Here is a 24,820-nt window from a genome sequence, read left to right on the forward strand (position 1 = left end):
CACTCATTAGAGTTTACCATTTTTTCTTCATCAATCGCAAAATATAAAGAAAAACCATCACTAAATTATATCCCTTGTTTGCATTTGCTTGCTTTCATTTCTCTTTTAAGCCAAAAGCATCTCGTCTAACTGGCATTCATTAACGTTGATGAAGTACCTGTTTTGTTTTACCGGCAGTTTTTTTGTCGTTCGCTAAGCTTTCTTCTGCATGTACTTGCCCTACTAAATAAGGACCAAACCGCCATTTATTCAGTAAATACGTAGCACAGATAGAACATATCGTGCTGCATAAAAATGTAGTGATAATAACAGTAAATACACTTATATCATCTATAAATTTTATAAAAATAGTTTTTAGTAAAATAATAAAAAGAGGATGTAGTAAATAAATCCCAAATGAGTAACGGCTAATAAAAATAACAAACTTAGGCATGTACCTTACTTTATTTGCAACATAGAACAATAGAAAGGCTACGCTCAATGTATAGGGGATTACATCAATCCTCTTGGAGTGAACTTCAGTAATCAAGCCAGACCATTGACTGGCGAGTAATATACCGAGTGTAAGTATACCTACACTCGGTAGGAAATAACGCAATCGCTGGAGTATCAATAAAAACTGCTCATAGTTTTTACCGCAATAATAAGCTACGACAAAATAGGCAATCCAAGCAGGAAATGGCATCTTATTTAACACATTCCATTCCACTTCTAGATAAGGAAGGAACGATAAATACCGAAAAGGATCGAAAAAATTAAAGACTGCAAGGTAAGAAAAATTAACAAGACATGCCGTCATAATCACTTGGTAAGCACGGTATTTGGATACAACAAATTTCACAAATAATGGATGTAAAAAATAAAACTGAAAGACGATCACGATAAAATACCCGTGGAAATCACCTTCAAAAAAATTTAAAATAATCTTCTTATCAAAATCAACATTAGTCATGCTTATTGAATGAAAAGCCGCATCCAAAAAACCGATAAAAATAAACGGAAGAAAAATATAGTTAAAACGTTTTTTATAAAATTTTTTTGGCAGTTGATGTGGATAGGAATAAGCAATAACAAACTCCGAAATAAAAATAAAGACAGGTGTTCCAAACATCAATGCTAATTGAATAGATGTTAGTACAATATATATTGTATTTTTCTCTATATCGAACAAGTCCAACCCTAAAGTGACACTATGCATTAAAACAATTCCTAAACAGGCGACAAACCTTAGTAAAAATATTTCCTTCACAACTGGCTTCATTTTTCCACCTGCCATTTCTAAGCAATCCATCTATTTTCATTCGAGTGTTCTAGCTTGTATGCCTTCCTCATTATCAAGAGAACGCTACTAGTCATTGGAAATTACACGTTTTAAATGCAGCAAAATTTCCCGCATCGTTGTAGGTTGGAACATAAAATTCCCCATCACAACTACTAAAATGGTCCATAAAGAAATGCATATAGCTGTTAAAAACCATGCCTTTGCGCTCACAATATGTAGTTCGATTAAAAATAAAAATGGGGATGCCGCGATAAATGCCAAAATACAATTCAGCGCTATTTTTTTAACCGTAATACGTACGGAATTTTTTAATATTTCTTTAGATGTATATAAGATTAAGTCACAAGTACGATAGGCATACGAACACAGTCCGCCTATTAAAATGCCTTCCGCCCCTAAAAATTGCACTAAAACAAAGGACACAGAAAGATTAATGGCCGCTTCAATCATAGCTTGATTTTTTGTCTCTTTAAAATGCCCTGCCGAATTCACTAATGTATTCGCAGGAATTCGTATTGCATTGGCAATGCCTACTAGGACAAAGAGTGCAGCTAACCATGGTCTTATATAGTTTGCATCCTCAACACCCGCTGTATAAATCGTGATAAAAGGCAAAATTAACAGAGCTGTACATGTGTAACCGAAAGCAACGACTGCAAAAAAAACACATTCAAAATGATGAAAATGTCGTTCCAGTGCCTCTTTTTCTTCTTTTACAAGTATGTCTCCAAAGGCTGCTAACATCGCACCGGAGAAAGCTGAAATAAATAATGTAACAGCATTAAATACCATATTGTATACAGTAAATACACTAACCTCTGCAAGTCCAAGAAAAATGGTAATTAACATAAACGGTGTATTAAAAACAACAAGCGAGGCGATTTGATGGATTAATGCATCCCATCTTTTTTTTATAGCTGGTGTATTTGGTGTTACTTTACTATTAAAATATGGGTATTTTTTTTGGACATATACTTTTAAAAAAAGAATATCTAGTAATAAAAGAATGCTAGAACAGCCAACTACAATAATGATTGAAAAGCCAAGGGTTAGTAAAGTTAGGGATAGCATTGTACTAACAACTAATAAACATGTTTGAATTCGGAACACAATATAGCTTTTTTGATCTGCTGTTAGCAAAACGTAATATTTCCCAATCAAAAAATATTCCCATACACCACTGATACCTAAAATCAGCACCATATAAAATGCGGTTAGAGGTGACACATCTTCCTTTACTAACAGCGGATAGAACATAGCCAACAAGGCTACTAATACAACAAAAACCATACCCGAACGTCGATAAAAATAATGCGTGGCTGAAAGGATGCCATTTATCTGTTCTTTGTCGTTCATAGCTAATGGTTTGTAAAGCGCTGCGACGGATGCACTACCGATACCCGCTTCTACAATTTTTAAATAACCTAAAAATTGCTTAATCGATGTAACAAGTCCATTCGTAGCAGAACCGTAAGTCGTCATAAATAATCGAGGCAAAATAAAATTCATCACGGCGGTAACAACTTGCAACACGACATTGGAAAATAAGTTTAATAAAATTTTCCTTGTTCTCATTTTGCTCCCTTTATAGTCTTACTAATATTGGTTTTTTGTTTGACCCTAGCCAATACATATAGTAAAAAAATAGATTGTCTTTTTAATAACAAAATGATTAGTTTCACTTTGAATGGCAATTTATTTAGACAAATTGCCTGTAACACCTCATTAATGTCGCGATGTTTAAGCATTTTTTTGAGAAAGGCTCTTTTTTCACGTAAGGTTTTCTCATTCTCTCGATGCAATTCATTCTGGACTCCTGCAATCACTAAATAGGTCAAATAATACTGTAGTTGATTTACGAAATAAGGGGCAGGGGATAACTCTCTCAAATGTTTATATAAGACAAGTGTTTTCTCAAAAAACTGCTGATCATAGCTAGCTGTCATAGAAGAAGGATTTTGGCGATAATGATAAAGATACTGTTTGTCTAATAAATAGATACTTTTCGCATTAAGTAAACTTGGATATGTACAGGCAACATCTTCCCCCATGCGTATTTGATCGTCCACTTGATATTGAAATTTTTCAAGAAGTGACTTTTTAAATAATTTATTTGAAACAGAAGGAAATAATCCAAACTGATAGTATTGCCCCGCATACAGCATAATCGAGTAAACTTCTTCTATCATCCTATCCTTTTGATATAATCCAGGTTTCACAACTTGCGTAGCTTTAACTTCATAATCTTGATAATTTTCTATAATATCGCAAATAACAATATCTACGTTAAAAGCCTGTGCTGCATCACATAGTGCTTGATACATGTCCGCTTCAATCCAATCATCACTATCTACATAGCCAATATATTTTCCTTTCGCAATGCTTAGACCCGCTTTGCGCGCACTAACAAGGCCACCATTTTCTTTATGCACAACAATAATTCTTGCATCACGTGCAGCATAGTCGTCACATATGTTGGGACTATTATCCGTTGAGCCATCGTTGACCAGTATTAATTCAAAGTCCTCAAATGTTTGTCTTAAAATACTATCTAAACATTGCCGTAAATAGAGCTCCACATTATAAATAGGCACAATAATACTTAATAATGGCACTGCTTTACCTCCCAACCTCATGCTCCTGCGTTTTATAAAGTGCTAAGGCAAACATAATCATTAAAATATGAAAAGGGAAATAATCCATAACGAACGAATCAAGTACAGTATTAGCTATTAACATAATATAGAGAGGAATTGCGTTGATGGTTAGGTATTGAAAGTTTGTTTTACTATTTCTAATGTTTTGACGGAGAACTTTAGTTAAAGTGAAGATATAGAGTAATGCAAGTGCTACTCCTACTACACCAAGATAATAAGGCGTGGATAGATACATTGTATGTGCCATTTTTGCAGTAGAGAAGCTCGTGCCAAACCCCGCTCCAAAAACAACGATTTTCGTACTTTGTAAAATTTCTGTCGCAAACATATTCCAGCTACTCACTCGACCAGTCGTAATAGCATCTGTCGATGTTCCTGCACCAAAAAAGCGAACCCAATAAATTTCGAATAGTCTCTCGTAAAAAAAAAATAACGAAACACTTAACACTACGACGATAAACGAAGCAAATTTAATCGCTGTTTTAACATTGTGCTTTAGAAACATAATGAACGTTAATAAAATGAATGTGATAAATGTGATAATAAACATTTTAGAATAAGTAAATACACCAAATATAGCTAAGATTATAATAAGCACAATCGGTGTAACTTCTATTTTATTGTCGTAACAATAAAGAACGAGTAAGCACGCAATAGCTATTAGAATTTGCAAACTAAAATAATTCGGATCTAAATCTAAACCTGTAAACCGTGTATTAATGGTACTTGTCGTTTTTACTGTATTAACGATTGTCATGGACTCAATAAAGTGATTAATCGCTGGAACCGAAAAACTTACCCACCGTACGAGAGCAGCGCTTAATAAGCCTACTGCATAGACATACGTATATCTTCTAAAATAACCCTTAGAATCGATGAACAGAACGGCAAAAAAGATGACACTATAATTTAATACAAAGCCAAACGCTTCGATAACATTGCCACTACTAAACAGTGTTGCCATAACAGCAAAAAACACAAAAAGAACATACGTTAAAACAAGCTGTGTTGAAATCCTCTTCTTGTGTATAAAGAGTGTTACTATACTTAACACAATATAAAAAAAGCATAGCACGACAAAAAGTGAGTGACCTGTTAACTCAAACTTTATGACATACACCCATGAAATAAAAAACAGTAAATAATCAAGTCGATGTGGTTGCTTATCCAACAGCATCGCTGTCATTACAAATAGGATAAAAAGCCAAAGAAAAAGCGGATTATCTGTATACATTTTTAACACAACAAAAATACTGGAAACAATACAGAGCAAAATACTATAATTTTTTCTTTTTACTATCATTGACGATCAAACTCCAATACTAATTGCTCTCGTGCCTTTCGATTTGTATAGCTATTTTCTTCAATATACTTTTTCATCTTGTCGAGACAATCCTTATTTTGGATGATATTAGCAATGACCGCGTAAATATCCTCTATATCCCCATCTGTTATCAATCCATTGAAACCATGTTGTATTTGTTCACCTGCTGCTGCAAAATTCGTCGTAATAACGGGCGTTTCTAATATTAATGCCTCGCCAACTACCATCGGATAACCTTCATACGCTGAAGTTAATATCAGGACATCGCTTTCTTTAATAAACGGATATGGATTATGACATTCCCCAACAAATTCAACTACATCATCTACACCTAATTGTAATGCTAATTGTTGATTAAAAAGTAAGTCTGGTCCATCACCTATAATTCGCCAATGCAATCGCCCGATAGAAGACTCTTTTAAAAGCTTACATATATATGGAATAAGGTCGAATCTTTTTGTGGCATTGTCCATTCTACCAACAGATACTAAATCCATCGTTCCTTTTTCAAATGGCGTATAATATGTTGCTAACTCTTTAATTTCCGCTATCGGAAAAAAATTGTAGACAACTTGTATTTTATGTTGATAGGGCGGGAGAAATTTTAGTAAATTTCGCTTACATGCTTCAGAAACACAAATTAATCTATCAAAATTTTTATAGGTTTTGATACAAACCTTATAATTAAAATTTGCTCTTAATGGATCGGTATGTATCCATGCAAGCTTTTTATGTGCCTGTACAAATTGATCGACGAATAAATTTGTACCTCGGTTAAAATAACTATTTGGTGCGTCATTAAAATAAGAAATGGCTATATGATAGTGTTTACTAGGGCGATGATTTTTTAAAAGTAATGTATAAAAGTTGTTGGAGCCAATAATGCGTACAAGCAACATACATACTATGCGCAGCAAAATATGCCAGACATTTTTTCTCTGTTTCACGACATAAAAGGGGGTAGCGATTAGTTGTAATAATAAGTTGCCGATATTTACATTGACGTTAGGAGGGATGTCCTTTAAAAGCTCACCTTCACCAAATGTAAAAATATCAATTTCATATTGTTCATCAACACTAAGTTCTTTTAATGTATTAATTAACGCCTTTTGAATACCGCCCATCTGAAAATTTTGCGCAACAAATAATATTTTCATAAAGTCTGAAATCCCCCTAAAATCCAATATTATATGTGCTATAAATGGCTATACAATGTAATGATACGCTTTTCCATTTCGCTCCAGCTATAGTGGTCTTCATATAACAGTTTCATTTTACGAGAGATCTCTGGCCATTCTTTTTTACGCTCAATTAACTTTTCAATAGCTTGTTGTAAACTATGTTGATTATAATCAATTAACTCTCCTAGATTATGTGCTGCTACTACTTCCGACATTCCAGTATTTTTCACCATAATTAAAGGTTTTCCGAGCATCAGTGCCTCATAAAATTTATTCGGTGCTGCATAATAGTGATTAGAAACTTCGGGGTCGTAAATGGCAGTCATAATGTCACAACTATTTTCTAAAGCGAGTGTTTTGTCATACGGAATCTTCCCGTAATAGAGGATATTGTCATACTTTTGCGCGAGTTCGGCCAATCCGTCTGCATACTCGCCAAATCCGCCAATATGCAATTCATAGTTTCTATTTGCTTTTACTATTTCAACTAGTTCTTTAATAAGTCTTTCCTTGGCTAATATGCCAACATAGACTATTTTTACTTTATCTTTGTTCAACTGTACGTCATGATTTAACGGCATAGGTAGTGGCGTATTATAAATCACCTCTATTTTTTTGGGTGATGCATTCGCTATTTGACCTTTTCGTTTTTCTGTACAAATAATAACAGCATCCACACGATTCAACAGAGCGATATCTATCTTTTCAACAATCTTTCCTATCATTGCTGGCCCATGAAAGGGAGCAGTAATGGAATCAAACATATCATAAATAACTTTTTTACGGAGTAACTTCCCGCATATCGTGCCGATAAATGCTGTATCGAAGTCACAAGCGTGTATAATATCATAAGTATTTTTATGTTGAAGTAGCCATTGAAATAGTTTTATTTGAAATCGCAATAGTGGAAATAAATTTTTTTTAAATCCGCCACCAAAAGTAGCAGGGATGCCAAACCTTGTGATTTTAATGGGCTGTGTACGCTTTAGAAATTGTACTTTTTCCTTATATTTGCTATCTCTATCCCAAGCTACTATTTGTACATGCCAGTTATTTTTTATAAGGCTGTCCACTTCCTTTTCAACTCTAGGATCTGGAGATATTGGATTACTTCTCATAAAAACAACTCTCATCCCTACTGTCCCCTTATTTATTTAATCCCTTCTATCAGTCATGCATGTTTAATTTTTGCTTATTTAAAATAATCTCCAACCTTTTTTTGTAAATTGATTGTCAGGTTCATATACGATGACAGGCTGATTATGGATGATTCGTGCATTATTGGCTAAAAAATCATCCACTGCATCTAATTGTTTGTGCTTTTCTAAAAAGCGAAGTCCTTTTTCAAATAACAATGGGCGTGTCATAACATTATGCACATCCGAACCGTATGTATGAACGAGGTTCGAGCGAACTAATCTCAAAGAGAGCTGTTGAATGGATTTGCCAAAATGGCCAGCTAAACTGCCTGCGGTTATTTGTGCGAGTGCCCCCTCTCGTATAAGTTGCTCCAAGCAACTTGGATCTTCTGCTATGGCTGTATTGCGTTCTGGATGTGCAATGATTGGTGTAATACCCGCTGTCAATAAATTGTAAATCATTGTTCGTGTATATGTCGGTATGTAACCTGATGGAAGCTCTAATAATAAGTAATTCGAATCGGCTAATGTGTGCAACTGCCCGCTCTCTAACAACGCTAAAATATTCCCCGCCAGTCTCACCTCATGCCCAGGATAAAGTGTTAACGACATGTGTCGGTTGTCAATTTCCTGCTGTAATTTTATAATTTGTTCATTCACTTCATGAAAAGGAACATTATATAACGGGTGCAGGACATGTGATGTAGCTATCATAGCTGTAATGCCTTCTGCAATGGCTTGTTCAAATAATTGGAATGTCTCCGTTACTGTTTCTGGACCATCATCAACATTCACTAAAATATGGCTATGCATATCGACCATTACATTTCACTTCCCTATCTATACCCATATCCTAACGGTAATAGTGATCATAATATTCGCCTAGTGGTGTTTTATAATTATTTAAAACGACACCTAAAATATTCGCCTTTGACGCCTCAAGACTTAATTTTGCTTTTAGTACGCTTGTATTTTCCACTACACCACTATTGACAATTAATAGTGTGCCATGGCATTTATTAGCTAAAATTTGCGCATCCGTGACCGATAGCAATGGCGGAGCATCAAAAATAATGATGTCAAAATCTTTTATCAGTTGAACAATGACGCTATCCATCGTTTTAGAAGCTAAAAGTTCTGCTGGATTAGGAGGAATTGGTCCGCTTGTCATAACAAAAAGATTCGGAATCTCTGTACTGTTTAACACTTCTGCCATTTCATATTGTCTAGTCAGTAAATTTGATAGTCCCCTTATATTGGCTAAGCGAAATGTATAATGCATAGTTGGCTTACGTAAATCTGCATCAACAATTAATATCTTTTTTCCTTCTTGCGCAAAGACAACACCTAAATTAGCCACATTTGTGGACTTCCCTTCGCCCGGTGTGGCAGATGTCACTAAAATCGTTTTGATTTCTTGGTCGGGCATTGCAAAAGTAATGTTTGTTCGGATGGTACGAAATTGCTCTGAGACAAAGGAATGACTATTCGCAACTGTCACAAGCTTCCTGCCCATTTTGGCTAGTTTTTTTTTATTTGCTCTTTTATGTTGAAACATCGTTACTCCCTCCTTCTGTTATGGGATTTAATCATATATTTTTATAGGTTGCATCGTTTATTTTGCTAATGATACCCATAATCGGCAAGCCAATGATTTCTTCGATATCTTGCTCTGTCTTAACGGTTGTATCCAAGCATTCTAGTAATACAGCAAAGCCAGCGCTTACGATGAACCCTAGCATCGCAGCAGCCACAATATATAAATTTTTGTTTGGCGCCACTGGCTCAGGCTCGTCATCTAATGTCGCTACTGACAAAATATTAATATTATCTATCGTCATTAACACTTGAATCTCCTCTTGAAATACCCCAGCTACTGTATTGGCAATATTAACTGCCATATCAGCTTGCTTGTCTTGAACGGCAATATTCACAACTTGAGAATTACTCGCACTCGATACAGTAATCTGTTCTTTTAATTTTTCTGGTGTACTATCTAAATGAAGCCGGCTAATCACTTTCGATAAAATAGCAGGGCTTTGAATAATGACATTATACGTATTAATTAAACGCAAATCCGTTTCCACCTGTTGTACACCTAAACGCGATTGTTGGTCGATATTTTTTTGATTTACTAACAGCTGCGTTTGTGCTTCATAAGTAGGCTTTATGATAAAAAAACTAAAGAACGCCGTGACTAATGCTAAAAAAAGTGCAAAGCTCATAATATACAGCAATTGCTTTCGTACTATTTTCACTACATCTTGCAAGGTGATAGTTTCTTGCAACGACCCTCACTCCTTGACATTACATATACTGGCGATTCTATATTTTTGTCAGTTCTTCTGGCATTTTTCACAAAAAGTTTTATGGCCTATTATATTATTGATTGCCTTCTTTTATTCATCTTGAAAAAGAGCTAATACGAAGTGTTTCTTATATAAAATTGGACACAAAAAAAGTGTCCCCCTCTGTGGGAACACTGAACAATACAAGATGTTGTTGTGCATTTTTTACTTGAGCTAAATGTTAGCTCTTTTCAAAAAGGCACTGCTTGATGACTCATGTAAAAAGACCCCTCTTGCTTGTAGCCAAGAGGAGTCTTATATTTTATTATTTCGCGTACTCCACTGCACGTGTTTCGCGGATAACAGTTACTTTAATATGTCCTGGATAATCTAGTTCTTCTTCAATGCGCTTACGAATATCACGCGCAAGTCGATGAGAAGCTAAATCGTCAATTTTTTCTGGTTGAACAATAATACGGATTTCTCGCCCTGCTTGGATGGCATATGATTTTTCAACACCATCGTAACTTTCAGAAATCTCTTCTAATTTTTCTAGTCTGCGAATATAGTTTTCCAGTGTCTCACTTCGAGCACCAGGACGCGCTGCAGATAATGCATCAGCTGCAGCTACTAATACTGCAATGACAGATGTTGCTTCTGTATCACCATGGTGAGAAGCGATACTGTTAATAACAACAGGATGTTCTTTATATTTCGTTGCTAACTCCACGCCGATTTCAACATGGCTTCCTTCAACTTCGTGGTCGATTGCTTTCCCTATATCATGCAATAAGCCAGCACGACGAGCTAACGCTACGTCTTCACCAAGTTCAGCAGCTAGTAAGCCTGCTAAATATGCGACCTCCACCGAATGTTTTAGGACGTTTTGCCCGTAGCTTGTACGATATTTCATGCGGCCCAAAATCTTCATTAGGTCAGGGTGTAGATTGTGGATGCCGATTTCAAATGTCGTTTGTTCCCCTGTTTCACGAATTTGTTCATCTACCTCGCGACGAGATTTTTCAACCATTTCTTCGATGCGAGCAGGGTGAATACGACCATCCTGTACCAGCTTTTCAAGTGCAAGTCGAGCCGTTTCACGACGAATTGGATCAAAACCAGATAAAATAACAGCTTCTGGCGTATCATCGATAATTAAATCGATACCTGTTAACGTTTCGAGTGTACGGATATTTCGACCCTCTCTACCAATAATACGGCCCTTCATTTCATCATTTGGCAAGTTCACAACAGAAACAGTTGTTTCTGCTACGTGATCTGCAGCAAAGCGTTGTAGTGCCAATGATAAAATTTCACGCGCCTTTTTATCAGATTCCTCTTTCACACGCGTTTCAGATTCCTTCGTCATCACTGCAATATCAGTTGCTAGCTCTTTTTCTACTTCACTTAAGATAATAGTCTTAGCTTCATCTCTTGTTAATGCAGAAATGCGCTCTAGCTCTGTTTTTTGCGCTGCAACGAGCTCGTCCACTTTGCTTTCCATCTGTTCAATATGCTGTTGTCTTTCAGCTAGAGCTTGTTCTTTACGCTCTAAGCCGGCTTCTCTCTTATTTAGAGCATCATCCTTGCGATCAAGATTCTCTTCTCTTTGCAATAAACGGTTCTCTTGTTTTTGAAGTTCTAAACGACGGTCACGAATGTCATTTTCGGCTTCAGTGCGAAATTTGTGAGTTTCATCTTTGGCTTCAAGTAGTGCTTCTTTCTTTAATGCCTCCGCTTCTCGTTTTCCTTCTTCAACGATTGTTTCAGCGACATGTTTAGCACCAGTGATTTTTGAGTCATTCACTTTTTTCATGTAGATATAGCTAACAGCGGCACCAACGATGAGTCCAAGCAAAGCGGAGATGATAGTAATTCCATCCATATGAACACCTCCTCTTGCTATTTGGGTAATACAGTTTCAGTCGGCGCATACAAAAATTGTACTGCCTATTTTAAAGTCATAATTCAGAAATTATACATATTTAATTGTATAGCTAGCCCCAAGCTCTGTCAAGGATAGACGGGCATCTGTTCGCCTATCTGAAAGAAAAAAAGTAAGTCATATCCATAAGGACTATAAATTTACTGTATCTTTTGTGCTAGATAAAATACCTATGCTCCTTAAAAATGAATTTATTTGGGACAAAGGTGTCAATACAATTATTACCACAATTACGTACATCTTAATACAATTATTTTCACTTTCTTTGACAAAACGAAGACTTCTTTCTTACTGGCTATACTTTAGCAGACGGTCAAGCGCAATTCATGCCTATGAAACTACAATGAAAACAAAAAAATCGTCCTCCCCCCATTAGAGTGAGAACGATGTATTATTATTTGTCATCTTCAAGAAGAAGCATTAACTCTTCATCCATTTCCTCATCATCATGTGCAGCAATGGTATAAGATGATGCAGCTATGCCATAAGAAGAACGAATTTTATTTGCAATTTCTTCTAAAATAGCAGGGTTTTCTTTTAAATATTGTTTTGCGTTTTCACGTCCTTGGCCTAGACGCTCATCACCATATGCATACCAAGATCCACTTTTTTGAACGATGTCTAATTCTACACCTAAATCCACCGTTTCGCCTTCTTTAGAAATCCCTTCACCATACATAATATCAACTTCAGCTGTACGGAATGGTGGCGCTACTTTATTTTTGACAATTTTAATTTTCGTACGGTTACCCATAATGTCATTACCTTGTTTGATTGCTTCAGCACGACGTACTTCTAAACGAACTGAGCTATAGAATTTTAGCGCACGACCACCAGGAGTTGTTTCTGGATTTCCGAACATAACACCAATTTTTTCACGAATTTGGTTAATGAAAATAGCGATTGTTTTAGACTTATTAATCGCACCTGAAAGCTTACGTAATGCTTGAGACATTAAACGAGCTTGTAAACCAACGTGCGAATCACCCATATCGCCTTCGATTTCAGCTTTTGGTACAAGTGCTGCAACAGAGTCAATAACGATAATATCAATCGCCCCACTACGCACTAATGCTTCTGCAATTTCAAGCGCTTGCTCACCTGTATCTGGTTGAGATAGTAATAGTTCATCAATATTTACGCCTAATTTTTGAGCGTAAATTGGATCTAATGCATGTTCAGCATCGATAAATGCTGCTTGTCCGCCCTTAGCTTGTACTTCCGCAATCGCATGAAGCGCAACGGTCGTTTTACCTGATGATTCTGGACCATATACTTCAATAATACGTCCACGTGGATAGCCACCAACACCTAATGCTGCATCAAGCGCTAGCGAACCACTTGAAGATGTAGCAATTTCTAAATCTGTTTTTTCGCCTAGCTTCATGATAGAGCCTTTACCGAAATTCTTTTCAATTTGTTTTAACGCCTGTTCTAAGGCTGCTTTACGATCACTCATTGTTTTTCCTCCTTTGAAACTGTTCACTGTTTTTATCTATCTCTACTATACTTGTTTTTGAGAGAACACGCAAGAAAAAAGCGAACATTTATTCGATTTTTGTGCAAAATAAAAATTTGGATAAGTTTTTCCTACCCAAATTCCCATTTTGAACTATCATAATCAATGCTATTTTTAGTGTAATAGCTTCATAACCTGTACATGCATCTTACACTTTTAGAAGTGATAGACTTGTGAAGCAAGCTAAATACGTTTCTTGTAACCTCGTGCTTCCAATTGCTGCATTAAATAGTGACAAGTAAACTTCACGGCACGCAATCGGTTTGTATTGCGCATACCCGATAAGTGAAGTAAATACGTAATTGGCTCTTCGTCATCTATGGCAATACCAATCCATACCGTTCCTACCGGCTGATGGTCATGTGCTGTAGGACCAGCCGCACCTGTTAGTCCGATACCGATACTTGTACCAAATTTTTGACGTACTGCACTAGCCATTGCCGCAGCACATTCACTGCTCACAATACCATGCGTATCTAGTAATTGTTGAGAAATGCCAAGCTGCTTTACTTTCGCATCTTCGGTATAGGTCACCAGTCCTCCAATGAGCACGTTGCCTACACCTGGTATTTCAGCCAGCTCTGATTGAAATAAACCAGCTGTTAAACTTTCTGCCGCAGCAATCGTTAAATTATTGTCCTGCAACATTTCCACCGTTTTTGAGGCGAGTGAGTCATCATTTATGCCATATTGATAGTCGCCAACAATAGCACGAATTTCTGCCACTTTTGCAGCAATCAACTGGTGCGCGTCGTCCTCTGATTGGGCCTTCGCTGTTACGCGTAAAGTGACCTCTCCATCAGCTGCTAGCGGGGCAACCGTTGGATTGGTTTGTGTATCTAAAATATCCTGTACATATACTTCTAACTCTGCTTCCCCAATACCATAAAAACGCATTACGTGAGACACAATTACTCCGCCATCATTAAGCATTTTACCAAGCTTTGGCTTCGCTTCAAATTGGAACATCGGCTCTAATTCCTTTGGAGGGCCAGGAAGTAAAATATAAGTGCAATTATCTTTTGTTAAAATCATTCCTGGTGCCATACCATGATGATTAGCAAGCACCTCACTACCTGCTAATATTAGCGCCTGCTTGCGATTATTGTCCGTCATTGAACGGCCTCGTTTAGCAAAAAACTCCTCAATATATGTCAATGCAACTTGATCGAATACAAGGTCTACTCCAAGATGGCGAGCAATCGTCTCCTTCGTCAAATCATCCTTTGTTGGACCTAAGCCTCCTGAAAAAATAATGAGATTAGCGCGCGATTCCGCAATGCTAATTGCTTCTTCTAACCGTTTTGAATTGTCACCAACAACGGTATGATAAAACACATTAATTCCTAACTCAGATAGCTGATTTGAAATAAATTTTGCATTTGTATTTGTAATCTGTCCAAGTAATAACTCTGAGCCAACTGCAAGGATTTCAGCATTCATAATCCACAAGACCTTTCTTATTTAGACTCAAGTAACACACGTCGATTTAGATAGAAATAATCCCATCCAGACCATAGTGTAAAGAATAATGCAATATATAGCATTATTTTATCAAACGGGATACCGAAATACACAAATATTGTATTGTGTAAAAGGGCTGCTGCAATCGCAACAATTTGTGCCCATGTTTTGATCTTGCCAAGCTGATTGGCTGCTACTACTTCTCCACCGCCTGCAAGAATTAAACGTAAGCCAGTTACAGCAAATTCGCGGCTAATAATAACAATAATAATCCAAGCTGGTGCCATACCAAGCTCTACCATTAGAATAAACGCTGCAGAAACAAGTAACTTATCTGCTAATGGGTCTAAAAATTTACCAAACGTTGTTACAAGATTATACTTTCTCGCATAGTAACCATCTACCCAATCCGTAGTCGATGCAATAATAAAAATAAGAGCTCCCACAAAATGATGGACTGGCATCTCTGCACTAAATAAGGTCATTGTTCCCCAGCCGAAATCAAACATCATAACAATGACAAAAAACGGAATAAGTAAGATACGTGAAATGGTAATTTTATTTGGAATGTTCATTTTACTAACACCTTTCATGATGAAAGAAAGTAGTCATCATAGGATGACTACTGTTCTTTATTGAAATTGACGACAATATTTTGCGTTACGATTTGCTGTGCATACGTTAAAAGCTCGTCATTAATATAGACCTTAGCTTGCGTAGAATTACCTAAACGAATACGTGCATAGCTTTGTGCTGTTGCATCAAACTCTACAATTTCCCCCGCTTTATACACACGCGTATCAGTCAGTAATTCTTGCTGCTGTTGGTTACGAATACCAATAAATGTAGGTCCTGATACTTCAATTCGTATTTTAAATGTATCAGTACCCGTTAAAGTGTAAGATGTTGTAGCGCCATCTGCTTCGATTGTACCTGCTGAAATCGTTTGCTTAACCTCTTCGGTTTTACTATCATCTGGTGTTACATCTTCTGTCTGCTCTTTTTCTGTATTAGCTTGAGCTTTTTTATCTTCTTCCTCTTTATCTTTTTCATTATCTATTGGTTTTGGTTTTTTATCGTACTCCATTACTGGTGGTGTATCATTACTTTCACCCGTTCCTGAGTTGCTTCTATTTTGAAATAGAACCCAAATTGCCACGATAATAACAATAATAAATAAAGCGACAATGACTTTCGGCATAGCCTCCATCATTTTATTCGAAGAGGTTTTTGAAACCTTTCTTCTAGTTGAAGTTTGAGTCAATGATTGGCTAACTTGGTCGTTCGGTGTCCCTGGCAATTCGCTTTTAAATGTCTCTAAAATTTCCTCTGGATTTAACCCAACAGCCTCTGCATATTGTTTAATAAAAGCTCGTACATAAAACGAACCTGGCATAATTGAATAATTGCCTTCTTCAATACCTACTAAATAACGTTTTTGAATTTTTGTTATTTCTTGTAAATCGTCTAAGCTGTAGCCTTTAGACAGTCTCGCCTCTTTCAGTCGAGTCCCTAATTCCGCCACTAATAACACCTACTTTAATATCAAATTAAAAATTAAATCCTCCAAATGAATCGGATTCGGACATCATATGATTTTTTTCCATTATTTCATAAGTAATTTCTTCATCTGGGTGATGCCGTAGTTCAATGATATAATCAAAATCCTCAATCTTATATTCAGAATGCTGAACAAACATATCTGGATGCTCTACAACTTTAATCGAAGGCATATTCATCATTTCACGCACTAATTGCAAATGTCGCTCATCAGCGGAACGACGTGTTACAATGCCATCCAGTATAAAAATATTATTGTCACTGAATTCATCGCCTGCAAGCTTATTACGAATAGTTTGTTTAATCATTGTAGATGATAAAAAAATCCACTTTTTATTGGCACAAACACTTGCCGCAACAATAGATTCCGTTTTACCAACCCGAGGCATCCCACGTATCCCAATGAGTTTATGACCTTCCTTTTTAAAGAGTTCTGCCATAAAATCCACTAAAATACCTAGTTCATCTCGGACGAAGCGAAAAGTATTTTTTTCATCTGCATCTCGAGGAATATAATGACCATGCCTAATAGCTAAACGATCACGGAGTTTTGGTTGTCGAAATTTAGTAACGTGGATATGTTCCATTGTCGAAACAATTGTACGAAAACGCTCAATTGCTTCATCATTGTCTGTATGCACTAGCATACCACGCCGGTCTTCATCGACACCATTTATTGATATAATATTGACACGAAGCATCCCTAAAAGTGAAGCAATATCTCCTAATAATCCAGGGCGATTCACCTGAATTTCATATTCAAAGTACCAATCGCTCAAACACACTCGTTCCCTTCCTATTAGTTAACGTAAAAAATCTTTTATAAGTTCCATCATAGCTGATTTTTTATGTAATGGAAAGTTAGAATACATGGAATTATAGCGTTATTTTTAAATTCTTACTAAAATTTATTGTCCCACCGGAAATAGACTTACATACGTTCCCTTTTCCACGCAAATATCGATTTTTAATATAGAAAAAAGAGGAGAGTAGCTCTCCTCTTTTTTTACTGTACATGTTTATTTTGCACAAGTTTTACGACACAATTCGCCAACGCTTGCTTTTCATCATCAGAGGCAACGCCCCATAAATCCGACAGCACTCGTTCTTGTTCATTTTTAGGGTCGATATTTGTCGCCAAATATTCGCCAATTTGTACAGCAGCTTGTTGAATCATTTTCTTTGGCATACCGCTTGATTCAGCCTGCATAACATTTTGTCCTAAAAAAGATGTCCATTTTTGCCAGTTTTCTAAAATGGTCATATGTTTCCTCCTCCTTTACACATGTAGTATGTGCAAAAAGAAGAGATATTATATGTACCAACCACCATTTAATCGAATTATTTGTCCTGTCACATAATTTGCTTTTCCTGACAGATAAAAACGAACCATTTCAGCTACATCTGTTGTATGACCGACTGAACCTAATGGAATATCTTCTAAAATGTACTGTAGTTCTTCATTACTTAAATGATTATTCATCGAAGTATTGATAAAGCCTGGGGCAATTGCATTAACACGAATACCAGATAATGCAGCCTCTTTGGCATAGGACTTCACAAAAGCATGCTGCGCACCTTTTACCGTTGCGTAAAGTGCTTCTCCAGCAGATCCTGCTTCGCCCCAAATAGAACCGATAAAAAGCACATAACTGACATCATGAGTACGTAGTTTTGAAGATAATAAAGCTGTTAATTGCATCGGGTTTTGCACATGAACACGCCATAATGCATCCATTTCCTCCGCTGTTGTATCCTCCAACAAGGCATAATGTGCTTGCCCGTTCGCAAAAACAATTGCTTGGACACTAAATACTTGTGAAGCCAATTTTTGCGCTGCTTGTATATTTGTAAAATCTCCTTGTACAAGCATAAATTCCTGCGCTGGAAAATCGCCTGCGAGCGTATCACATAAAACTTGTGCCATTTGCTTGTTATGGGCATAATGCACGTAGAGAGACCAGCCGTCTTGTGCCAAACTTCGACAAATAGCACGACCGATCTCACCCGATGCACCTACTATTAGGGCAAATTTTTTCATTATGCGCCCTTTTCTGTTGGTAACACTTTGAATACAGTTTGTTGAGATTCACCTTGGATAGAAGCAAACGCTTTAGTTAAATCTTCAATTGTTAATTCTTCTAAGACAGGGACAACGTCGAATAAATTCATATCATTAAAAGAATAACGTGTAAATTGATTCGCGATAAATTCGATTGAATTTAATGCACGTAAGAAAAAGCCGATTTTTTTACGCTTGATGCGTTCTAAATCTGCACTGGCAAATTGCGCACCTTTTTCGTATTTTTCTAATTCAGCTTTAATGGCTTTTGCTAATGTATCAGGTTCTGTAGAATCAGAGCCAATCAACGCAAAGCCAAAACCTTTTTCTAACGTAAAGTCAAACGCATAGGATTCGTCAATCAAGCCTTCATCATAAACGCGTTCATAAAAGCTTGAAGTTCGCCCAAAAATAAGCTCTAATGCAATTTGTACGGATAGCTCATGTTTTAACATTTCTCGGCCAGACAAATTCGTGTCTTTCGCTTTTAAGCCCATGTAGACCTTTGGTTTTTGCACATCCATGTGCAATGTGCGTTCTTTTACAGCAACATCCGTTGGCTCTTCCTCAAAGAAACGCTGAATTGGTGTAGGCTCTGGGAACTCTTTTTTGCCTTGATTTTCACGTATAAATGCCATCATTTCTTCAGGCTCCACGGCACCAATAGCAAATAATAGCATATTAGATGGATGATAAAACGTATTGTAACACGTATATAGATGGTCAGCTGTAATGCCGTCAATTGATTCAATTGTCCCCGCAATATCAATTTTCACTGGGTGAGTATGATACATATTTTCAATTGTGCCAAAGTATAGGCGCCAATCTGGTTGGTCATCATACATTGTAATTTCCTGACCAATGATCCCTTTTTCTTTATTAACCGTAGCCTCTGTAAAGTATGGCTCTTGAACAAAATTCAATAAAGTTTCAGTGCTTTTATAAATATTATCTGTTGATGAAAATAAATACGCAGTCCGTGTGAAAGAAGTAAAAGCATTGGCTGAAGCACCATATTCGCTAAATTTTTGGAACACATCGCCATCTTCTTTTTCAAACATCTTATGCTCTAAAAAGTGGGCAATGCCATCCGGTACTGTAATGCTTTGCGATTCTCCAAGCGGTACAAATGTGCGGTCAACAGAACCGTACTTCGTTGTGAACGTTACAAATGTTTTTGAGAATCCTTTTTTTGGTAAAATATAGACATCCAAACCATTCTCTAGTTTTTCATAGTAAAGTGTTTCATCTAATTGTTTGAATTCAATTGTTTTCATTGTGCGGTTTGCTCCTTTCCACTTAAGAAATAGACCGCTTCTAACTTCACTTGTTTCGCCATGTCGACAACATCTTCTTTTGTCACAGCTTGCCACTTCGTTGCCCAAGCTTCGACAGAAAATTCCTCTGGTAAATCTTTGTATTGGTCAAAAATTTCAATTTGACCACGCGCAGAATCAAGCGATTCCTTTAACTGATTTGTCAGCATCGCTTTCGTTTGGTCTAATTCTAAATCGGTAATATTCCCTGCTTGTATTGCCACAAGTTGTTCTTTAATCAAATTTAGTGCTTTTTCTTCATTTTTCGCCTCAATGCCAGACACCACAAATAATAAGCCATAATGTGATGCATATGAGCTAGAAGCATAGTAGGCCAAACTTTCTTTTTCACGAACATTCATAAATAATTTGGCATGTGGATAACCACCGAAAACACCATTAAAGATTTGCATTTTAGCAAAATCTGCATCACCAAATCGCACTGGTGTACTAAAGCCAATATGCAGTTTCCCTTGCTTCATTTCCTGTTGTTCGCGTACATAATCATTTTGTGGGTGTTTCTGAGGCACAACAGTTGGAATTTCTTCTGGTACACGATCTTTAAAAGGCAGTGCCTTTTTAAGTTTTGCAACAAGCTCATCTTCATTGATATCGCCTGCAACATAAATATCGATTTTGTCAGTAGTTAGCATTGATTCGTACGCTGCCACTAAAGATGCTGGAGTAATACTTTGGATGTCTTCCACTGTCCCATTTGCTGAAATAGAGGCAGGCTCATTTGGACGTAAAATTTCTTGAAGACGCATCTGTGCAAAGCGAGACTTATCATCAAAAATAGATTCAATACGTTGAATGACCATTTTCTTTTCGCGTTCAACAATGGATTCCTTAAATATACCGTTTTCTAAATTCGGCTCAAAAATTGCTGTATGCATGATGCCTAGCACTTCGTTTAATACACTTGTATTCGCCAAATATTGATCGTTTACGGTTTCAACATTCATCAATACCGTATGCTCGTTACCACGCTTTGATGTATCAAAATACAACACTGTTCCGTATAGGTCATCTAAAAAACTACGAAAAGCAGCAGTTGTTGTATATTTTGCATTGCTATGTTGCAATACATTGGTTAACACCGTACGTTCAGACGCACTTTTGGCTGTTAATGCTCTTCTCCATTTTATCGAGAAATTTACTGTTTTAAATTGGGTCGTTTGTCGGATATGCAAATTGACACCTTTTGCAAAAGGTATTGTTTTAAACATATGAAACCCTCCTATCTTTCTTAATATAACAATGTACTACAAATACTATACATGTCTATTGTCTATAATTGCAAAAAGAATCCAAAGTATGTATGTGGAAAGGTAAAATAATTTACTGCATAAGGCAAAAGACTGGGCATGGTTTGCCCAGTCTTTTTATTCGCTTCATTTCTTTCCAACCTCGTCCAGTCATTCAACGAATAAAACCTGTTGCCTGATACTTATCGTTTGCCTTTAATGTAAGGTTGACCACTTGCTTTTGGTGCATTTGCTTTCCCAATAAATCCGGCTAACGCAAAAATCGTTAATACATAAGGTAAAATTTGTAGATATACTGCTGGAATATCTTGCACATACGGAATTTGATTCCCTGCAATACTTAATGTTTGGGCTAAACCAAAGAATAACGCTGCCCCAAGCGCTCCGATTGGATGCCATTTACCAAAAATCATCGCCGCAAGTGCCATGAACCCTTGCCCAGCAATCGTTGCATGTGAGAAATTCCCTGTAATTGTTTGTGCATAAACCGCACCACCCAGACCACCAAGTGCACCTGAAATAATAACAGCAATATAGCGCATTTTATTAACTTTTACACCCATTGTATCAGCTGCCATTGGGTGTTCTCCTACTGCACGTAAACGTAAACCAAACGGTGTTTTATAAATGATAAACCAAGCACCTATTGCCACAGCAAAGGCTAAAATCGAAGTGCTATATACGTTATGGAATAATAATGGTCCAAAGAACGGAATATCCTCTAAGTAAGGAACAGCAAAACGACGAATTGGTTGTTCAATCATATCTGTCTGACCTTTATCATAAATCATTTTCACTAAGAATACTGTAACCGCTAAACCAAGTAAGTTAATAGCTACCCCAGAAACCGTTTGATCGGCACGGAATGAAATCGCTGCGACGGCATGTAGCAAGGAGAAAATTCCTCCGATAACCACTGCTGCAAGCATTGCCACCCATACTGTTGCGGAACCTAATTGTGATGCATACTCTAAATTGACAAAAATACCAACAAATGCGCCGACAATCATTAAACCTTCTAGCCCGATGTTAACAACACCTGAACGTTCAGAGAATACACCACCGATTGCAGTGAAAATTAATGGTGTCGCATAAAGGATTGCAGAAGGGATGATGAAATATAACATTTCTAAAAAGCTCATGTTATTGTCCCTCCTTTTTCTTACTTAACTTTTGTAATCCTACTCGAATAACATAGCCTGAAGCTACAAAGAAAATAATCAAGGCGATAATAATTGATACGATTTCCTCTGGAATACCTGCAGCATTCGGCATATTAAGCGCACCATATTTTAACGAGCCAAATAAAGAAGCCCCGAATACTACGCCAAGAGGTGTATTTGCCCCAAGTAAGGCAACAGCGATACCATCAAAACCAATCCCTGTGAAGCCAGCTTTAATGGATGCATTTTGGAAAGTACCAAGTGCCTCCATGGCACCACCAAGACCAGCAAACATACCTGAAATCGTCATAGCTAATATAACGTTTTTATTGACACTCATACCAGCATATTCAGCCGCATGTTGGTTAAAACCAACTGCTTTTAACTCATAACCACGCGTTGTTTTTTCTAAAATAAACCACATTACCATTACCATCAGAAGTGCAATCAGAATCCCATAGTGAAGACTTGAGTTGTCTGTTAGCTCTCTTAAAAACGGAGAACGTAATGAAGCCGATTCAAGAACACGTTCTGTTTTAAAGCTACCATCTGACAATTTTTTTATAACAGCGTTCGCAATATAAAGCGCTGTGTAGTTTAACATAATTGTCGCAATGACTTCATGAACTTTAAATTTCGCTTTTAAGAAACCTGCAATAAAGGCCCAAAATGCACCTGCTGCTGCTGCTGCAAGTAATGCCAATGGCAAGTGAATAATTTTTGGTAGTTCAAAAGCATAGCCAACCCATGCTGCTGCAAGCCAACCTAAAATTAACTGACCTTCAACCCCGATGTTGAATAAGCCAGTACGGAAAGCAAATGCTACCGCTAGACCTGCTAAAATATACGGTGTTATTTGACGAATTGTGTTCCCGATTGAATATGAATCTCCAAAAATACCTGTCCAAAGTGCACTATACCCTTGGATTGGGTCATAGCCGCTGACTACCATTACGATAGCACCAACAATTAAACCGATAATGATTGAGATGATAGGAACGAGTATATTAATGACACGATTTGACATTAGTCGTTCCCCTCCTTCGCTATATTTGTGCTATTTTTTTTACTTTGTCCCGCCATTAATAGACCAAGCTCTTGCTCTGTTGTTTCTTTTGGATTTAACTCATCCACAATTTGACCGTCATAAATAACAGCGATTCGGTCTGAAACATTCATTACTTCATCTAATTCAAATGAAATTAATAATACGGCTTTCCCTTTATCACGCTGCTCGATTAGTCGAGAGTGAATAAATTCAATTGCCCCTACGTCTAGCCCACGTGTCGGAAGTGCTGCAATCAGTAGATCCGGATCTCGGTCAATTTCACGACCAATAATCGCTTTTTGCTGGTTACCACCCGAAAGAGCTCGTGCAGGCGTCATCTCGCCATTCCCTGTACGCACATCATATTCTTGAATAACTTGTTTCGCTTTTTCCGATACCTTTTTATAATCCATTACAAAGCCTTTAGCAATCGGTGGTTGATAATATGTTTGGAGTGCAATATTGTGACCGATTGGGAAATCTAACACTAGTCCATGCTTATGACGGTCTTGTGGAATATGCCCTACACCTTGTTCAGTAATTTTACGTGGTTTCATGTTCGTTACATCTTTGCCGTTAAGCTTTACCGTACCGCTTTTCACTTTACGTAAACCCGTAATTGCCTCGATTAACTCTGATTGACCATTACCATCAATACCAGCAATCCCGACAATTTCACCTTTGCGAACATTAAGGTTAAGACCTTTTACTTTATCGATATTACGGTAGTCTGTTACGACTAACTTCTCAATCGTTAGTACTTCCTCGGTTGGATTAGCATCTATTTTTTCTGTTTTAAACTCAACCTGACGACCAACCATTAATTCTGCTAATTGGTCAGGGTTTGTTTCAGCCGTTACAACTGTACCAATCCCTTCCCCTTTACGAATAATTGTCACTCGATCAGATACATCCATAATTTCTTTCAGCTTATGTGTAATTAAAATAATCGATTTACCTTCAGCGATTAATCGGCGCATAATTTGAATAAGCTCTGTAATTTCTTGTGGCGTTAAAGAAGCAGTCGGTTCATCAAAAATTAAAATTTCTGCGCCACGATATAGCGTTTTTAAAATCTCAACACGTTGCTGCATTCCTACAGTGATGTCTTCGATTTTTGCATTTGGATCTACATCGAGCCCATACTTCTCAGAAAGCGCTTGCACCTTTTTCGCTGCATCTTTAATATTGACTACACCCATTCTTGTAGGTTCTGAACCTAAAATAATGTTTTCTGTTACTGTAAAGTTTTCCACCAACATAAAGTGTTGATGCACCATGCCAATTCCCAAATCATTGGCAACATTCGGGTTTGTAATTTTAACAGCTTTCCCACGAACACGAATTTCTCCACCCTCTGGCTGATACAGACCGAAAAGGACGTTCATTAAAGTCGATTTACCTGCACCATTTTCTCCTAGCAGTGCATGAATCTCGCCTTTTTTTAGTTGGAGGGTGATGTTATTATTTGCTACGAATCCACCAAACTCTTTGCGGATTCCAAGCATCTCAATCACGTATTCCAATATTGTCACTCCCTTATTAGGCAATTTTCTCTAAAATAATTTTTATTCACTGGTGTATTTCTTCCTGCCTCTATTACA

At 37.0% G+C, this 24,820-nt stretch carries 22 protein-coding genes; all 22 read right to left on the reverse strand.

The genetic code is table 11. The annotated features are described in order from the left end of the window. Positions 1-139: 139 nt before the first annotated feature. Entirely contained in the window at positions 140-1,291 is a 1,152-nt protein-coding gene (locus FC748_RS11890; RefSeq protein ID WP_227665415.1) for an acyltransferase family protein, read from the reverse strand. Positions 1,292-1,348: 57 nt separating this feature from the next. After that, positions 1,349-2,857: a lipopolysaccharide biosynthesis protein gene (locus tag FC748_RS11895; RefSeq protein WP_025218828.1), complete on the reverse strand. Its 1,509-nt coding sequence runs from the start codon at positions 2,855-2,857 to the stop codon at positions 1,349-1,351. Beyond that, positions 2,854-3,897: a glycosyltransferase family 2 protein gene (locus FC748_RS11900; protein ID WP_025218827.1), complete on the reverse strand. Its 1,044-nt coding sequence runs from the start codon at positions 3,895-3,897 to the stop codon at positions 2,854-2,856. The genes FC748_RS11895 and FC748_RS11900 overlap by 4 nt, the downstream gene beginning before the upstream one ends. Before the next feature lie 4 nt (positions 3,898-3,901). After that, entirely contained in the window at positions 3,902-5,242 is a 1,341-nt protein-coding gene (locus FC748_RS11905) for an O-antigen ligase family protein (protein WP_108029536.1), read from the reverse strand. Further along, entirely contained in the window at positions 5,239-6,420 is a 1,182-nt protein-coding gene (locus FC748_RS11910; RefSeq protein WP_108029535.1) for a glycosyltransferase, read from the reverse strand. The genes FC748_RS11905 and FC748_RS11910 overlap by 4 nt, the downstream gene beginning before the upstream one ends. A gap of 38 nt (positions 6,421-6,458) precedes the next feature. Next, positions 6,459-7,577 carry a glycosyltransferase family 4 protein gene (locus FC748_RS11915; protein WP_024361957.1) on the reverse strand — a complete coding sequence of 373 codons (1,119 nt, stop codon included), beginning with the start codon at positions 7,575-7,577 and terminating at the stop codon, positions 6,459-6,461. A 63-nt stretch (positions 7,578-7,640) separates the two neighbouring features. After that, complete coding sequence (locus tag FC748_RS11920) at positions 7,641-8,405, reverse strand: tyrosine-protein phosphatase (protein WP_108029534.1); 765 nt, start codon at positions 8,403-8,405, stop codon at positions 7,641-7,643. A 31-nt stretch (positions 8,406-8,436) separates the two neighbouring features. Further along, positions 8,437-9,141: a CpsD/CapB family tyrosine-protein kinase gene (locus tag FC748_RS11925; protein WP_108029533.1), complete on the reverse strand. Its 705-nt coding sequence runs from the start codon at positions 9,139-9,141 to the stop codon at positions 8,437-8,439. 31 nt (positions 9,142-9,172) lie between these two features. Further along, on the reverse strand, positions 9,173-9,871 hold the full coding sequence (locus tag FC748_RS11930) for a YveK family protein (protein ID WP_029747181.1): 699 nt from the start codon (positions 9,869-9,871) through the stop codon (positions 9,173-9,175). Between the two features lie 325 nt (positions 9,872-10,196). Further along, complete coding sequence (gene rny, locus FC748_RS11935) at positions 10,197-11,756, reverse strand: ribonuclease Y (RefSeq protein WP_024361960.1); 1,560 nt, start codon at positions 11,754-11,756, stop codon at positions 10,197-10,199. 454 nt (positions 11,757-12,210) lie between these two features. Then, positions 12,211-13,275 carry a recombinase RecA gene (gene recA, locus FC748_RS11940; protein ID WP_024361961.1) on the reverse strand — a complete coding sequence of 355 codons (1,065 nt, stop codon included), beginning with the start codon at positions 13,273-13,275 and terminating at the stop codon, positions 12,211-12,213. A gap of 243 nt (positions 13,276-13,518) precedes the next feature. Further along, the gene (locus tag FC748_RS11945) at positions 13,519-14,778 is read right to left on the reverse strand and encodes a competence/damage-inducible protein A (RefSeq protein WP_108029532.1); all 1,260 of its coding nucleotides are present in this window, start codon (positions 14,776-14,778) and stop codon (positions 13,519-13,521) included. Positions 14,779-14,795: 17 nt separating this feature from the next. Beyond that, complete coding sequence (gene pgsA / locus FC748_RS11950) at positions 14,796-15,374, reverse strand: CDP-diacylglycerol--glycerol-3-phosphate 3-phosphatidyltransferase (protein WP_024361963.1); 579 nt, start codon at positions 15,372-15,374, stop codon at positions 14,796-14,798. Between the two features lie 47 nt (positions 15,375-15,421). Next, a complete protein-coding gene (locus FC748_RS11955) occupies positions 15,422-16,333 on the reverse strand; it encodes a helix-turn-helix domain-containing protein (RefSeq protein ID WP_174412969.1) in 912 nt (303 codons plus the stop codon). A gap of 16 nt (positions 16,334-16,349) precedes the next feature. Beyond that, entirely contained in the window at positions 16,350-17,138 is a 789-nt protein-coding gene (locus FC748_RS11960) for a DUF3388 domain-containing protein (RefSeq protein ID WP_024361965.1), read from the reverse strand. Between the two features lie 227 nt (positions 17,139-17,365). Beyond that, a complete protein-coding gene (locus tag FC748_RS11965) occupies positions 17,366-17,623 on the reverse strand; it encodes a DUF3243 domain-containing protein (RefSeq protein ID WP_024361966.1) in 258 nt (85 codons plus the stop codon). A 48-nt stretch (positions 17,624-17,671) separates the two neighbouring features. Beyond that, positions 17,672-18,400, reverse strand: coding sequence for an elongation factor P 5-aminopentanone reductase (gene ymfI / locus FC748_RS11970; RefSeq protein WP_025218820.1), 729 nt, complete (start codon positions 18,398-18,400; stop codon positions 17,672-17,674). Further along, a complete protein-coding gene (yfmH, locus tag FC748_RS11975) occupies positions 18,400-19,698 on the reverse strand; it encodes an EF-P 5-aminopentanol modification-associated protein YfmH (protein WP_025218819.1) in 1,299 nt (432 codons plus the stop codon). Before yfmH ends, ymfI begins: the two co-directional genes overlap by 1 nt. Beyond that, positions 19,695-20,966 carry an EF-P 5-aminopentanol modification-associated protein YfmF gene (gene yfmF / locus FC748_RS11980; protein WP_025218818.1) on the reverse strand — a complete coding sequence of 424 codons (1,272 nt, stop codon included), beginning with the start codon at positions 20,964-20,966 and terminating at the stop codon, positions 19,695-19,697. Before yfmF ends, yfmH begins: the two co-directional genes overlap by 4 nt. Before the next feature lie 221 nt (positions 20,967-21,187). Further along, a complete protein-coding gene (locus FC748_RS11985; protein ID WP_025218817.1) occupies positions 21,188-22,147 on the reverse strand; it encodes an ABC transporter permease in 960 nt (319 codons plus the stop codon). A 1-nt stretch (position 22,148) separates the two neighbouring features. Next, positions 22,149-23,195, reverse strand: a complete 1,047-nt coding sequence (locus FC748_RS11990; RefSeq protein WP_024361971.1) for an ABC transporter permease — start codon at positions 23,193-23,195, stop codon at positions 22,149-22,151. Next, positions 23,195-24,742 (reverse strand): ABC transporter ATP-binding protein, encoded by a 1,548-nt coding sequence (locus tag FC748_RS11995; protein ID WP_025218816.1) that lies wholly within the window; start codon positions 24,740-24,742, stop codon positions 23,195-23,197. The genes FC748_RS11990 and FC748_RS11995 overlap by 1 nt, the downstream gene beginning before the upstream one ends. Positions 24,743-24,820 lie beyond the last annotated feature (78 nt).

Origin of the sequence: Lysinibacillus sphaericus (assembly GCF_005217585.1) — a bacterium.
Taxonomy (GTDB): Bacteria; Bacillota; Bacilli; order Bacillales_A; family Planococcaceae; genus Lysinibacillus; species Lysinibacillus sphaericus.